Origin of the sequence: Maribacter cobaltidurans (genome assembly GCF_002269385.1) — a bacterium.
Taxonomy (GTDB): Bacteria; Bacteroidota; Bacteroidia; order Flavobacteriales; family Flavobacteriaceae; genus Maribacter; species Maribacter cobaltidurans.
This window is the reverse complement of record NZ_CP022957.1, coordinates 3,881,421-3,895,083: the sequence shown is the minus strand read 5'-3', so window position 1 is coordinate 3,895,083 and position 13,663 is coordinate 3,881,421. Positions and strand designations below refer to the sequence as shown.

The 13,663-nt window shown below is 40.3% G+C and carries 12 protein-coding genes; 7 read left to right on the top strand and 5 right to left on the bottom strand.

The genetic code is table 11. The features are described 5' to 3' along the window. Positions 1-18: 18 nt before the first annotated feature. The 3 genes from CJ263_RS17415 to CJ263_RS17405 all read right to left on the bottom strand — a co-directional run bounded on the left by CJ263_RS17415 (position 19) and on the right by CJ263_RS17405 (position 5,910). Positions 19-621, bottom strand: a complete 603-nt coding sequence (locus CJ263_RS17415; RefSeq protein WP_094998440.1) for a hypothetical protein — start codon at positions 619-621, stop codon at positions 19-21. A 165-nt stretch (positions 622-786) separates the two neighbouring features. Beyond that, positions 787-2,472, bottom strand: a complete 1,686-nt coding sequence (locus tag CJ263_RS17410) for an ATP-dependent nuclease (RefSeq protein ID WP_094998439.1) — start codon at positions 2,470-2,472, stop codon at positions 787-789. A gap of 195 nt (positions 2,473-2,667) precedes the next feature. Then, on the bottom strand, positions 2,668-5,910 hold the full coding sequence (locus tag CJ263_RS17405) for a S41 family peptidase (protein WP_094998438.1): 3,243 nt from the start codon (positions 5,908-5,910) through the stop codon (positions 2,668-2,670). 127 nt (positions 5,911-6,037) lie between these two features. Between CJ263_RS17405 and CJ263_RS17400 the strand changes: the two genes are divergently transcribed. The 7 genes from CJ263_RS17400 to CJ263_RS17370 all read left to right on the top strand — a co-directional run bounded on the left by CJ263_RS17400 (position 6,038) and on the right by CJ263_RS17370 (position 11,833). Next, positions 6,038-6,628 (top strand): methyltransferase domain-containing protein, encoded by a 591-nt coding sequence (locus tag CJ263_RS17400; protein ID WP_094998437.1) that lies wholly within the window; start codon positions 6,038-6,040, stop codon positions 6,626-6,628. A gap of 147 nt (positions 6,629-6,775) precedes the next feature. Beyond that, positions 6,776-8,719, top strand: coding sequence for a S9 family peptidase (locus CJ263_RS17395; protein WP_094998436.1), 1,944 nt, complete (start codon positions 6,776-6,778; stop codon positions 8,717-8,719). Positions 8,720-8,772: 53 nt separating this feature from the next. Next, positions 8,773-9,471: a DUF2490 domain-containing protein gene (locus tag CJ263_RS17390; protein WP_094998435.1), complete on the top strand. Its 699-nt coding sequence runs from the start codon at positions 8,773-8,775 to the stop codon at positions 9,469-9,471. A gap of 120 nt (positions 9,472-9,591) precedes the next feature. Beyond that, positions 9,592-10,182, top strand: coding sequence for a superoxide dismutase family protein (locus CJ263_RS17385; protein WP_094998434.1), 591 nt, complete (start codon positions 9,592-9,594; stop codon positions 10,180-10,182). Positions 10,183-10,255: 73 nt separating this feature from the next. Beyond that, the gene (locus CJ263_RS17380) at positions 10,256-10,792 is read left to right on the top strand and encodes an RNA polymerase sigma factor (RefSeq protein ID WP_094998433.1); all 537 of its coding nucleotides are present in this window, start codon (positions 10,256-10,258) and stop codon (positions 10,790-10,792) included. Next, positions 10,793-11,593 carry an anti-sigma factor gene (locus CJ263_RS17375; RefSeq protein ID WP_094998432.1) on the top strand — a complete coding sequence of 267 codons (801 nt, stop codon included), beginning with the start codon at positions 10,793-10,795 and terminating at the stop codon, positions 11,591-11,593. Between the two features lie 54 nt (positions 11,594-11,647). Then, positions 11,648-11,833 carry a hypothetical protein gene (locus CJ263_RS17370; protein ID WP_094998431.1) on the top strand — a complete coding sequence of 62 codons (186 nt, stop codon included), beginning with the start codon at positions 11,648-11,650 and terminating at the stop codon, positions 11,831-11,833. A 9-nt stretch (positions 11,834-11,842) separates the two neighbouring features. On the opposite strand, the gene CJ263_RS17365 is transcribed toward CJ263_RS17370, so the two are convergent. Together CJ263_RS17365 and CJ263_RS17360 are read right to left on the bottom strand one after the other, a co-directional pair. Then, positions 11,843-12,931: a VOC family protein gene (locus CJ263_RS17365; RefSeq protein WP_094998430.1), complete on the bottom strand. Its 1,089-nt coding sequence runs from the start codon at positions 12,929-12,931 to the stop codon at positions 11,843-11,845. Continuing rightward, the gene (locus CJ263_RS17360) at positions 12,897-13,598 is read right to left on the bottom strand and encodes a glycosyltransferase (protein ID WP_094998429.1); all 702 of its coding nucleotides are present in this window, start codon (positions 13,596-13,598) and stop codon (positions 12,897-12,899) included. Before CJ263_RS17360 ends, CJ263_RS17365 begins: the two co-directional genes overlap by 35 nt. Positions 13,599-13,663: the final 65 nt, after the last annotated feature.

Below are 13,663 nucleotides of genomic sequence, written 5' to 3'. Positions count from 1 at the left end.
AACGTAGCAGGTATTTCACTATTTCGATTGATTTTTCCCATACTTTTTTATGAGTTTTTCCGCCCCCTTTAACATAATCATGTGCGAACTGGGATTGATGGTCGGTAAATTACTGTCGTCCTCAAAAACAGGATTCTGAACCTTTGTATTGCCATAAACTTGGGAAGATGAGACCAGCGTTGCCGCATTTAGGTCGTAAATGGATATTGAAACGGATGCTCGATTACTGGATTTTTCTATTTCATCAGGAAAAGTCAACGTGCCCGCACCATCACTTATAACGTTTCCGGTAATATTTATAAGGTAGTCACAGTTGGTAAATCTTTTTAGTTCTTTTAAATCCGAATCGGACAAATCGAACTTGATTTTTGGAGACACCAATTTTGTATTTCTTAAATCGCTCATTTCGATTAATGAATCTCCAAGAATCTTTTTGAAATCCCTTAGCGAATTGGAATAAAGCTTCGCATCAAATATTTTGGAATTGGATTGGGTTCTGTTCAGTATCCATTTCCCTTCGCTAAAATCCAACTGCCTTCCCGTATCAAAAAGATAATTGTATTTCGCACCTCCACATGCATACAGTAGAAATACAAAGCTTATCAAGAATACTTTTTTCATGGATGATTCCTCTTTTTAAGTGAGTAGTGAACGGTCTCATGAATTAGTAGTAGCGTGTTTTTATTCACAAACCTTTCGGTTTTGCACTGAACTTTGTTTTATGTTAATACTTTTTTTCACTTAAATAGCTATTACTTATACATATTGTTGCCTGCTGGCTTTTTATCATTCGGATATTTCCTTTATAAAATTCCTAGCAGATTCAATTTCTACGTCATTTACTAAATCTTTTGTTAATACTTCATTAACCCATTTTGGTCCATGATTACCAACTGATTTCACAAAACTTTCAAGTTCACCTACTTCTACAATAAAAATTTTCTTCGCTTTAAGATTTTGAATTAATTTTTCATAAGATTGAGTAGCCTGACCACTCGGAATAAATAATTTTCCAACTTGTTTAGCGTGTGCCCAAGCAGAGGCTTTTTTCAATGATTTTCCAATAGCGGAAATCTTTTCTTTTGGCATTATTTTTTCCTTTACGGAATCAAAAATGTTATCAATTTCTTCTTTTAACTCTTTTACCTCTAATTCTGGTCTTTTAGACTCTATTGCTAGTTTAACAACTTTCCAATCTTTCTCAATATCACTCCATTTCCCTCCTGATTCTTCATAGATATTTTTTAAAGGGTTTTTGTCATTTAATACATCAAAATCACAAATTGAGCTAACTGGCACATTAAGCTTTTTCAAAGCTTTAACTACAGTCTGAATTCTGTGTTTACCTCCACATTGTATAAATAAAGTATCTGAATATGTTTTTCCTTCTTTTTCGTTTACTGCCGATAGAACTGCCGAGTAAAAACGAGAATCAGAATCACTCTCACATATAATTACGTTTGTATGAAATAGTCCATCCAAAATATTAGAATGTCTTAACAATGAATCACTCCAAATTGAATCAATTTCACTATTGTTTAGGGTATTAACATTATTAATGTTCCCGTTTCGTTGAATTCGAATTATCTTCAGGTTTTTAGAACTACTTTCTAATAATCCTTTAAGAAAGTCCAGACTGTGTGTCGCAAGAAAAAGTTGCGTATCAGAGGGTAAATCAGTCGCTAGCATTTTGCCCAAAAGTCTTGCTTGGGGTGGATGTAAAAATGCTTCAGGTTCATCTATAAACAATAAATTTTGATTCCCTATAAATGCATTCAATAACACACCAACAAAACTTCTCATTCCATCCCCTTGTTCGTGTAATAAATCAAGCTTTTCTAACTCCATTTGATAAGATTCAGAAAGCCGGTCTTGTCCGTCCTTAATTTCAGGTGCATTGCCGACATATAAAGGAACTTCTGTCCCCGCATTTCGGTGAACTATTAAATCTAAATCAAACGCTTGTTTAAAATATTGATTAAACTGATTTTCAATTTGGTCGGACTTTTGAAGGACATTGATTGGATGTTTGGGTGATTCAGTTGTAAGTTTAATATTTTGGGCAGGGTTAGCCGCCTTTAGCCTCTCTTCAGTAGTTAGATTTTTTGAGAAAACAACAGATAAATTATCAACTCCTGCAGATATATTATTCCACCATTGTTTTGCCCTAGGACTGTAGATATTATATCCCATTCCTTTATAAAAGGGTTCAGGATTCGTGTTAAATTCCTTTTTTGAAATTTTTTCTAAATGATTAATCAAGTCTGAATCACTTCCATCCTTTGAAAATTCGATTGACTTGATAACCTTACTTTTTGTGTTTTGAGTTTTTAAAAAGTTTGATGCATCTCTCAGGGAAGCACTTTTACCCGAATTATTTGGCCCAACGACTACAATAATGTCATTGCTTTCAAATTCAATTGTTGAATTGTCACTAAATGTTATTTTATTAATCCAAATTTTCGGTTTCATATATTTCGGTTATTTCAGCTTGCAGGCAACAATTGTATAAACGTACCTGGGTACGTTTATTTTTATTTTAGGGGGAGTACCCTAAAAATCCTATAAATAATTGGTTTTGGCAAGAGAAAAATATGAGATTTAACCTCCATGATTCACTTCAACTCCGCTTAGTGACCAAAGATATGTCCGGCTATTCAGCCTGTACTACTTTACCTGCCCCATTAACACCTCTATGGATTTTTCCAATTGCTCATCCCGTCCTTTGGAAATGACCTCAGGTTGGTTTTTAATTAGGATATCCGGGTCGGTCTCATTGTTTTCCATCCACTCCCCTGCCCTGTTCTTGGCACTTACGGGCACCACGCCCCAAACACCACCATTGGGCAAACGTTCCCAACCGGCAAAGCTACAGGTCCCCGGAACGGGCATTCCCACGGTTGTCCCTATCTTTAATTCGGTATACCCACTGGCAAAGCAGGAACCATCACTGTACATGGATTCATTATACATGGCCAAGGTTGGCTTGGTCCATCTAGAGGTAGGTTCTCCGCCAACGACTCGATCTTCGGTCTCGTAGGACAAAAAGGGAACACCGGTAAAGAACATGGCCAAATCTGCCACCAAATCGCCCCCGCCGTTAAAACGGGTATCCACGATCACGCCTTTTTTATCAAAAAACTTGCCCATCATTTCCTCATAGATAGATCGGTAAGGTCCGTCGCTCATTCCCGGAATATGGACATAGCCCAAAGTGCCGTTGCTCTTTTCCTTGACTTCCTTTTCGTTAATCTCCACCCAACGGTCGTACAGGAGTCCGGCTTCCTCATTGAGGGAAATGGGTTTTACGGTAATCTGCTTACGACCGCTGTTCTCACCAACAACGTCCAACAGCATGAATTCACCTTGTTTCCGATTCAGGTAACTGGCCACATCACGAGTAGGAACAATGGTTTCCCCGTTTATTTTTTCTATGATCATACCTGGCTTTAGATTAAAATTAGCCTTGTCCAAAGGTCCGCCCTTAATGATTTCCGCAATTTTGATGCCGTTGCCCGTATGCCCATAATCCATAAAAATACCCAAGGAAGCGGTTTCGTCGCCATTATCGATAGTATCGCTGTAACGTCCACCGGCATGCGAGACATTGAGCTCGCCCAACAGTTCCGAGATCATTTCGGCAAACTCGTAGTCATTCCCAATGTAAGGCAAGTATTTCTCATATTCGGTTCGCATGGCCTTCCAATCGATACCGTGGAAGTTGGAATGGTAGAAAATACCATTGGTGCGCAACCAGATATGATCGAACATATATTTACGTTCCGCATCGGCATCCAATACCATTTCTGATTTTAGCTTTACCGGCTCCTTCTTTCCGGCCTTTACGTCAATTTTGGCGATGCTTCCATCTGCCAATAAATACAGATTTTGCTGTTTTTTGTCCCATTGTAAACTTCCGCTTTTGGCTCCCAACGATACCAATTTTTTGGTCTCTTTTGTCCGTATTTCGGTTTCCCAAAGGTCCAGGTCCTCCTCAAAACGGGTCAGATAATACAGTTTTTCCCCATCCTTGGACAATACCGCATCGCTCAATTTAGAGGAGTGTATAGTGAGTCGGGTTTTACGGTCTTCCGTGCCATCCAAATCGAATTTCAAAGGCTTTACAGGTTCCTCCTTCTTTTCTGCGTCCTTCTTCCTTTTCTTGGTATCCTCCTTATCTTCCGCCTTATCCTCGTCCTTTTTATCGCCTTCCTCGATCAATTTCATTAAATCGTATTCCTCTTTGGACAGATTGAACTTATCCCAAGCATCTTGGGTGAGGAACATGGTATACACATCGAATTCCGACTGCCCACTGGTGGCATAGCTTTTAAGTCCGTTTCTGTTGCTAAACCAAATAATTTGGTTGCCCTCTCCTATCCATTTGGGCTGCATGTCGTAATATCCGCTTTCCGTGAGGTTTTTTCGGGTCTTTCCATCCGAGGAAATCAGTAAAATCTCACTGTTGCTCAAGGTTACACCCCAATCCACCAAAAGCCATTTACTATCCGGGCTCCATTGGTAGTACTTGTCCCCATCCGAGAAATGATACAATTCCTTGGGCGTCAACAGGGTTACGGTTTCATTTGTTTTTAAATTTTTGACTTTCAAGGTTCTACGACCTTTGATATAGGCTATCAGGTTACCATCGGGTGAAAATTCCGGTAGGTAGACATCGGTACTATCGGTTACCAAAGTATCTTCCTTCACCAAGGTCGATGCAAAAAAGTAAGGTTCCTCAGTACGTTGCTTAAAAGTCTTAAAAATGGACCATTTACCGTCTCGCTCGCTCGCGTATGCAATCGCATTCCCATCTGACATGAATTTCACAAAGCGTTCCTGTTCCGGTGTATTGGTGAGCCGTTTGGTCATACTACCATCTACAGACGTGGAAAAAACCTCCCCACGGCTTATAAAGGCGATTTCCTTTCCGTTGGGCGAAATATCCATTTCCCTCACCCCGCCGTTGACGGACACATATTCCACAGTATTATCTGCCGATTGTGTACGGACGATGATATCCACTTTTTGCGGTTCGCTACCTTCCTCAAAGGTATACAGTTCCCCATCATAGCTAAAGGCCATGGTTCCGTTTCCGATGCTCAAGAAACGTACGGGATGCGTTTTAAATTGGGTCAGTTGCTCGTTGGATGCGGGGTTGTCCAAATTGAGTTTATGCACATTAAAGGTGCCACTCTCCTCGCTCAAATAGTATATGGATTTACCGTCCGCACCAAAGACGGGATTTCTATCTTCCCCTTTAAAAGTGGTTAGCATGGTATGTTCGCCACTCTCCGTATCATATTTCCAAATATCCCTTGTAATGGTCGATGTATGGTGTTTTCTGAACGTATCCTCAAAACCCTTTTTATCATGGTAAATCATTTGAGTGCCATCGGTATGTACCTGCACATCCTCTGCGGGAACGGTAAGAACTTGGGAAACCCGACCTGCCGTAACCGGTACGCTGTATAGTTCCGGCTGCCGACTCATAGGATATTGGCGATGTTGTACGTCATCCTGTCTTGCTGCCCCAAAAATGACGTTTTTATCATCCGCAGAAAACGAATAGGGAGTCTCATCGTTGCTATGGAAGGTCAACCGGGTTGCCTCGCCCCCTTTGGCGTCCATGACATACACATCAAAATTCCCGAATCGGTTCGAGGCAAAGGCCAATGAATCCCCATCCTTGCTCCAAATCACATTGTAATCATGGGCCTTGTGAAAGGTGAGCTGTTGGGCCACCCCACCGTTCTTGGACACCCGGTAAATATCCCCTTTATAGGTAAAGGCAATGGTATTGCCGTCTGGGGAAATTGCGGGATAACGAAGCCATTTAGGATGCTCTTGAGCGACTGCACCTAGGGTAAAAACGAACGATAGAATAAAAATGGATAGATGGTTTTTCATGCTTGGAATTTAATCGGGCCAAGATAAGTAAAAAGTGTATGAACGGAATCATAATTTGTATATCCGGTAGAGAATTCAGGATGGCATTGCAAATTGTTCCTAATTTAGCATTCAATAACGCTATACCATGGATGAAAAGACCTATTGGGACCAACGCTATGAGGCCAAAGAAACGGGATGGAACATTGGCCATCCTTCCACCCCTATAATGGAATTTGCCGATCAACTGAACGATAAACAAATGACCATTCTCATACCCGGTGCAGGCAATGCCTATGAAGCCGAATATCTGTATCGGCAAGGATTTAAAAATGTTCATGTATTGGATATTTCTGAAGTGCCACTGGAAAGTTTTAAAAAAAGAAATCCTCAATTTCCCGAAGCTCAGCTTTTAAACGAGGATTTTTTTACACACAAGGGACAATATGATTTGATCTTGGAGCAGACCTTCTTTTGCTCGTTTGTTCCTACCAATGAGAACCGAAGCAATTACGCGAAGCAAATGCATCGATTGCTAAAACCCAAAGGAATTTTGGCCGGGGTCTGGTTTAATTTTCCCCTGACGGGCAATATGGAAAAACGACCTTTTGGCGGAAATAAGGATCTGTACCTCAACTATTTGGAACCTTATTTTAAAACCATCACTTTTGAACCCTGTTACAACTCCATTCCCCCAAGACAGGGCAACGAGCTCTTCGGGATTTTTGAAAAAAAGTGAAGCCCCGGTCCGTTGTTTTAAAGTTTTGAAAGGCCAAGTTCTCATAGTTTTAGAAGGTACTCCAACACTTTTCCCTTATCTTTAAACAGGCCGATAAAATCAAGGTGTCGGTTCCATATTAGCATACATCAATCTAAAACCTTAACCATGAAAAAAATTGCCATATTATTGATTTTAGCCCTCGTTTGGGGCTGCAAGGAGGAAACCAAGGAAAACTCGGGTAACTCAATGTCCAAAAAAGTTAAGTCCTATACCATTGAACAAATGATGGACAATGAGGCCATAGGCGGTGGAAGTTTTTCACACGACAACTCCAAGCTTTTAATTTCTAGCAACCGCTCCGGAATTTATAACATGTACACCGTTCCCTTGGAAGGAGGTGAAATGATGCCCGTTACCCAATCGGACAGTTCTTCGGTATTCGCTATTTCCTATTTCCCGAAAGATGACCGCATGCTCTTTAGGATGGACGGTAACGGGGACGAAATCTACCATATCTATATCAAAAACCTCAATGGTAGTATCACGGATCTTACTCCGGATACAGGCGCTAGGGCCAGTTTTCATTCTTGGGCGGAGGACAAGAAAAGTTTCTTTTTTACCTCCAACAAACGGGATTCCCGATTCATGGATCTTTACCAAATGGATTTTCTCAACTATACTCCAAAGATGATCTATAAAAACGATGACGGATTTGATATTGGGGATTTAAGCGATGACGAAAAGTATCTTTCACTCTCAAAATCCATAAACACCAACGATTCCGACCTGTTTTTATATAATTTACAGGCCAAGACCCAAACCCAGATCAATGAGGAACAAAGTGCAAATAGTAGTCAGGATTTTTCACCGGACAACAGTGCACTTTACTATACAACTGATTTGGACAATGAATTTTCCTATCTGATGAAGTATGATATTGCAACCGGAGAACGAACCAAGGTCATGGAGCGCGATTGGGATATCATGGGCAGTTATTTTACCGAAAACGGAACCTATCAGGTAACCTATATCAACGAAGATGCGAAAAACACCATTGAGGTGATGGAAACGGCCACGGGAAAAAATATAGAACTTCCTTCCTTTCCAAATATGGACATTACCAACGTTGGTTTTTCTGATGATGAAAAATGGATGCGATTCTATGCCGGAGGTTCACAAACACCTAGCAATCTATATGTTTATAATTTAGAGACCAAGGAGCAAAAACAATTGACCCATGTGTTAAACCCGGAAATAGAACAGGACGACTTGGTTACGGCCGAAGTAATTCGGTACAAATCCTTTGATGGATTGGAAATTCCGGCCATTTACTATAAGCCGAAACAGGCTTCGGTAGATAGCAAGGTACCTGCTTTAGTTTGGGTCCATGGAGGTCCAGGAGGGCAGTCCAGACAAAATTTCAGTTCTTTTATCCAGTATTTGGTCAACCATGGTTATGCCGTATTAGCAGTAAATAACCGTGGAAGTAGTGGTTACGGGAAGTCCTTTTATAAAATGGACGACCTAAACCATGGTGATAAGGATCTTAAGGACTGTGTGGAAGGCAAGAATTGGCTGGCCTCACAACCGGAAATAGATGCTGAAAAAATAGGAATTATTGGTGGTTCCTACGGAGGTTATATGACGATGGCCGCATTGACCTATACTCCAGAAGAGTTTGCCGTAGGTGTGAATCTTTTTGGTGTAACCAACTGGATCAGGACGTTACGAAGCATTCCACCCTGGTGGGAATCCTTTAAGGACGCCCTGTATTTGGAACTGGGTGATCCCAATAGTGCGGATTCCGTCCGTCTCAAAGCAATCTCACCCTTGTTCCATACGGACAAGGTGACCAAGCCCCTCATTGTACTGCAAGGATCCAAGGACCCCAGAGTGCTCCAGGTAGAGTCGGATGAAATTGTTGCCGGGGTCAAAAAAAATGGCGTTCCCGTGGAATACGTGCTATTTGAGGATGAAGGCCATGGATTCGTAAAAAAGGAAAATCAGATCGAGGCCTACAGCAGGGTACTACAATTTTTGGATGTCTATCTAAAGGGCGACGCAGGTACGCCCATTAAGGACGGTGAATCTATGGAAAGCGATATTTAATTAAAGGTCTAATTTCAAGACTTGAATTTTTAAATATAGAATCAGGCATATTTATGAGGAGATTACTAATTGTTGTATTGGGTATTGTTGTGACTTCGGCCTTGGGCCAAGATAATGGGCAAGACAAACTGGGAAGTTGGCATATGTATTTTGGCACCAATCAGATTGCGGACAAGTGGAGCATCCATACAGAAGCACAGCTTAGATATTTTGAACAGGCAAAAAACTTCAATCAATTGTTACTACGGACCGGACTCAATTATCACATTGATGACAATGCCATTGCTACCGTAGGGTATGCCTACATTCTTACCGACCCCACTTTTGAGGGCAACGAGAATTTGGTGAACAAAATTTCTGAGAATAGAATATTTCAGCAATTTATTCTTAAAAACAAGGTTTGGGAATTGTTATTCGAACATCGCTATAGATTGGAACAACGTTTTATAACCCTTGAAAATAAAAATAGTCCTTTTTTTGATGAAAGAGTTGAACACCGTGCCCGCTATCGGTTACAGATGACAGTACCTCTAACGGACATTCTTTTTTTGAATTTCTACGATGAACTTTTTATAAATCTACAGAACGAAGCCTTTGATCAAAACCGATTGTATGCAGCAGTCGGACTCAATGTAACCAATAACCTAAGCGTTCAAGCCGGATATCTTAAAAATCATTTTAGGACAATCAATTATGATCGATTACAGGTGGCCGTTTTTTATAATCCCGACTTGCGCAAGCTATTTAAATAGTGTGATTTAGTCCCAATACCGTTATTCTTCTGAATACTGTTAAAATGATTGGCGTATGAGTTCATATAGCGCTAGGAATTTCTTAATTTTAACAAATAGAAAACTTTAAAACCTAAATAGATGAAAAGAGTAATAAAATTTCCCTTGGCCGCACTGGCTTTAATTGCGGTCATAAATTGTAAAGAAGTAAAAAAAGAGTCCAATGAAGCTGCCGATGAAATGGAAGAGACCATGGAGGAAATGACTCAAGAGGAAGAAGTGGAAACCGTTAAATTTATGATGGAGCCCAAGAGCGATAGCGGTGTTCAAGGTGAAGTGACCTTTACCGAAGAGGATGGTGAAGTTAAAATGATGGCAACCTTCTCCGGTCTGTCAGAAGGAGAACATGCCATTCATATTCACCAAACCGCAGATTGTTCCGCTGCAGATGGAACATCGGCCGGGGGACACTGGAATCCAACCAATGAACCACATGGTAAATGGGGGTCTAGCGAAGGATATCATAAAGGTGATATTGGTAATTTTACCGCAGATGCTGATGGCAATGCCACAGTTGAATTTTCAACCTCAGAATGGTGTATGGGTTGTGATGACGAAAACAAAAACATTATAGGCAAGGCCGTAATCGTGCACCAAGGAGCAGACGATTTCACTAGTCAGCCAAGTGGCGCCGCAGGGGCCCGTGTAAGTTGTACCGGCATTATTCAATAGGATTAAAATTAAATAGTATAAAAGCCATCTTAAGAGGTGGCTTTTTTTATTTTTAATGGCTAAATTCACATCCATGCAATTAGACCTATTAGTCGAAAAATTTCAAAAGAAGGATGCTTCCGCTTTTGAAACACTTTATGGTATGTATGCGCAAAATATTTGCGGAGTCATTAATACGATTGTTAAGAACGAAGGTCGCTCCCAAGAAATCTGTCAGGATGTTTTCGTGAAAATTTGGAATAATTCCGATAGCTATAATGCATCAAAAGGAAGGTTTTTTACTTGGATTTTAAATATTGCCAGGAATGCGGCCATCGATGAAATACGTAGTAGGTCGTATAAAAATGAAAAAAAGAACCTTTCCGCAGACTACTTCGTAAGTGTTTTGGAAAGTAAGGAGGACGAAAGTAATGCTACTATAGATACAAAAGGTCTTAAAAAGTTGGTACAAAGTCTAAAGAAAAAATGTGTTCAAATCATAGAACTGCTTTATTTTAGGGGATATACCCAAAAAGAAGCTGCCGAGGAATTGGCCATACCAGTAGGAACCGTAAAAACAAGGAATAGAAGCTGTATCTCCAAACTCAGGGAAAACATGGAAGTAAAATAAATGAATGTTCAAGAATACATAGCGTCAGGGATATTGGAACTTTATGTTGCAGGTGTTCTTACAGAGAAAGAAAATCTGGAGGTAGCTGCCTATGCACAGGAATATCCTGAAATCATGGTTGAAATACTAGCCATTGAGAATGCCATTTTGGAATTGACTCGAAAAAGTAGTTCCGTGAATCCGTATTCTTTTGATACGCTAAAACCTAAATTGGACAACTTGGAATCCGATACCAAAGTGATTCCTCTGAAAAAGGAAACTTCTAATTGGACGGCTTATTTAGGTTGGGCCGCTTCCATACTACTGGCTATTGGCTTATTCTGGGTTTATACTCAAAATGAGAATTTAAAATCTGAAATTCAGCTCGTAGAACAACAAAATCAGCAATTGGAACAACAAATTGCAGATTCTGATGCTTCCCTGGAAAAAACCCAGGATTTATTGAACACCTTAAGGGACAAGGATATTTCCGTAATTCCATTGGGCGGACAAGAAGTATCACCGTCCTCCTATGCTAAGGCGTACTGGAACAAGCAGGAAGAAAAGGTTTTTATAGATGCCCAAGGTTTGCCTGAACCACCCAATGGTTTTGTCTATCAGGTCTGGTCGCTAAAACTTTCACCCTTGACTCCAACAAGTATGGGATTATTGGAAGATTTTGCCACGGATGACAACAAGGTATTTGCTCTAAATAATCCTAACGATTCCGAGGCCTTTGGTATAACCTTGGAACCCGCCGGAGGTAGCAAATCCCCTACTTTAGAGCAATTATATGCCTTGGGTGTTGTCTCCACATCCTAAATAAATCGATTCCAAACAGCTTTTGAATATTGGAAAATTTACTATTTTTCCACCATGGATTTAAAGAAACTCTTCGGAACCATTCTCACATTGCTAGGCATTGGTGGTTTGGTATATGCCGCTATTTTATTTGCCAATAGCACGGGAACTACAAAGGCTTTGATTGTTTATGCCGTATTGGGCGGAATATTTTTCTTTTCGGGAATAGGATTAATTAGAACAACCAAGGGGAAAGAGTAACTTAGAGGATTAAATATCCTTGGATATTCTATGAAAGCCCAATGTCCTTACCAACCATTTTGGCAAGGGTTTGGTCGGATTTCGGTTTTTTAAGTTCAAGTACAGTCCCAATGGTTTAAAAATGGGAACCTTATGGGTTTCCACAAACTCTATCAAGGTTCCATCCGGATCTTCTACATAGCTAAAATGGCCTGCCGCATCCCCCATATCAAAACTATTGGCACTATCCACAGTAAAAGGATAACCCAATCTTGTCGCTCGTTCCCTAAGCTTTTCCATACCGTGGACATCAAAGCATAAATGAATATATCCCAAATCTCCCCAAAGTCTATTCTCAAAAATTTTGATGGGATTCCTATCCAAGGCCTGCAGCAATTCTATTTGCGTTGGTCCCAATAACTCTCCAAAGCCTCCTATTTTGGGTCTTGAATGCGCCAATACCACTTTTCGATAAAGGCCAGCTTTATCGGAGTTCGTATTCTGCGGAATTTTTATGGTCTCTTCGCTTAGCACTTTACCATATCCTAATAATTCTTTATAAAACCGGATAGCGTCCGAAATCTGTGACACTCCTATAACGGCTCCCAGAACACCACCAATACTCTGTTTTGTTTTGGAAAAGCGATATCTATCCTGTACAACCTCCACCAAATTGTCCCAAGGGTCTTGAAAATAGAATGAAGTTCCAGTTTTCTTGTTTACGATGGGTGCCGTTAAGTATTCAAGGTTTAATTTCATTAAAGAGGCGTAACTGGCTTCAATGTCGTTGGTTCTTAATTTCATCGCGTTGATTCCCAAATCGCCTAAAATGATAGGGTTTTTAGGCTTTTCCGGAGTCCGACTCGTAAATTGCCAAATTTCCAATCCCCCGCCTCCATGCATATTCAAGGATAGATAGGCATTTCTATGGCAGACCTCTTCTTGGGTGTATCGGGTCATAAGGGTTGCCGGGGCTTCGTCCTTAAATAACAATATATCAAACCCCAGATGCTTTCTGTACCAATTGAAAACAGCCTTGGTATCGGATACACCAATTCCTACTTGCTGAATGCCATTGATTATATCAGGAGTTATAGGGTGTTTTGATGAGTTTATCATGCAGGGTCTTTAATTTTTGGCTAGAATATCCCATTTTAAATAGTACAACCAGCAGTAAATTGGACAGGTTCACTCTTAAATAGGAATTGGAATCGTATTTTCTAGCGGATACAATAAGGTTGTTTTTTACAATTTTATATCTAAGTCCATGCTTTTTTATGCGTTTAAAAAACTCAAAGTCCTCCATCACTACTTGGGTTTCATCAAATTGTCCCAATCTATTGAAGAGTTCTGTCTTGATAAAAAGGCATTGGTCACCGCCCCCCGTAAAAATACCGTTCTTGCCGGTGAAATAGGAATTGATGCGCAAGGGCAGGCTTTCCTTGTCAAACCTATACGAAAAGAATCCGGCATCATATTCTTCCTCCATAGTTCTTCTAATATCGAGTAAAAACGTTTCAGGCGGTCTTACATCGGCATGTAAAAATGCCAAGACATCTCCCTTCGCTGTTCTGGCCGCTTCGTTCATCTGTGATGCCCTACCCTTCTTATGACACTGGAGAACAATAGCATTTTCAAGGGTTTCATTGCAAAAATTGGCCTGGCTTTCCGGAGAAAGCGCCACCAATATTTCAAAGTGTTCCTTCTTCTTTAAACCTGATAGTTTTCGAACTAAAAAGTCAATATTCTCTGCTTCCTTATGTGCTGGGATAATTATACTGATCATAAAAGCAAAAACATCATTCCCTAAAATGTAATTTAATATACGGATGTGCTAAATCTACGGAAATA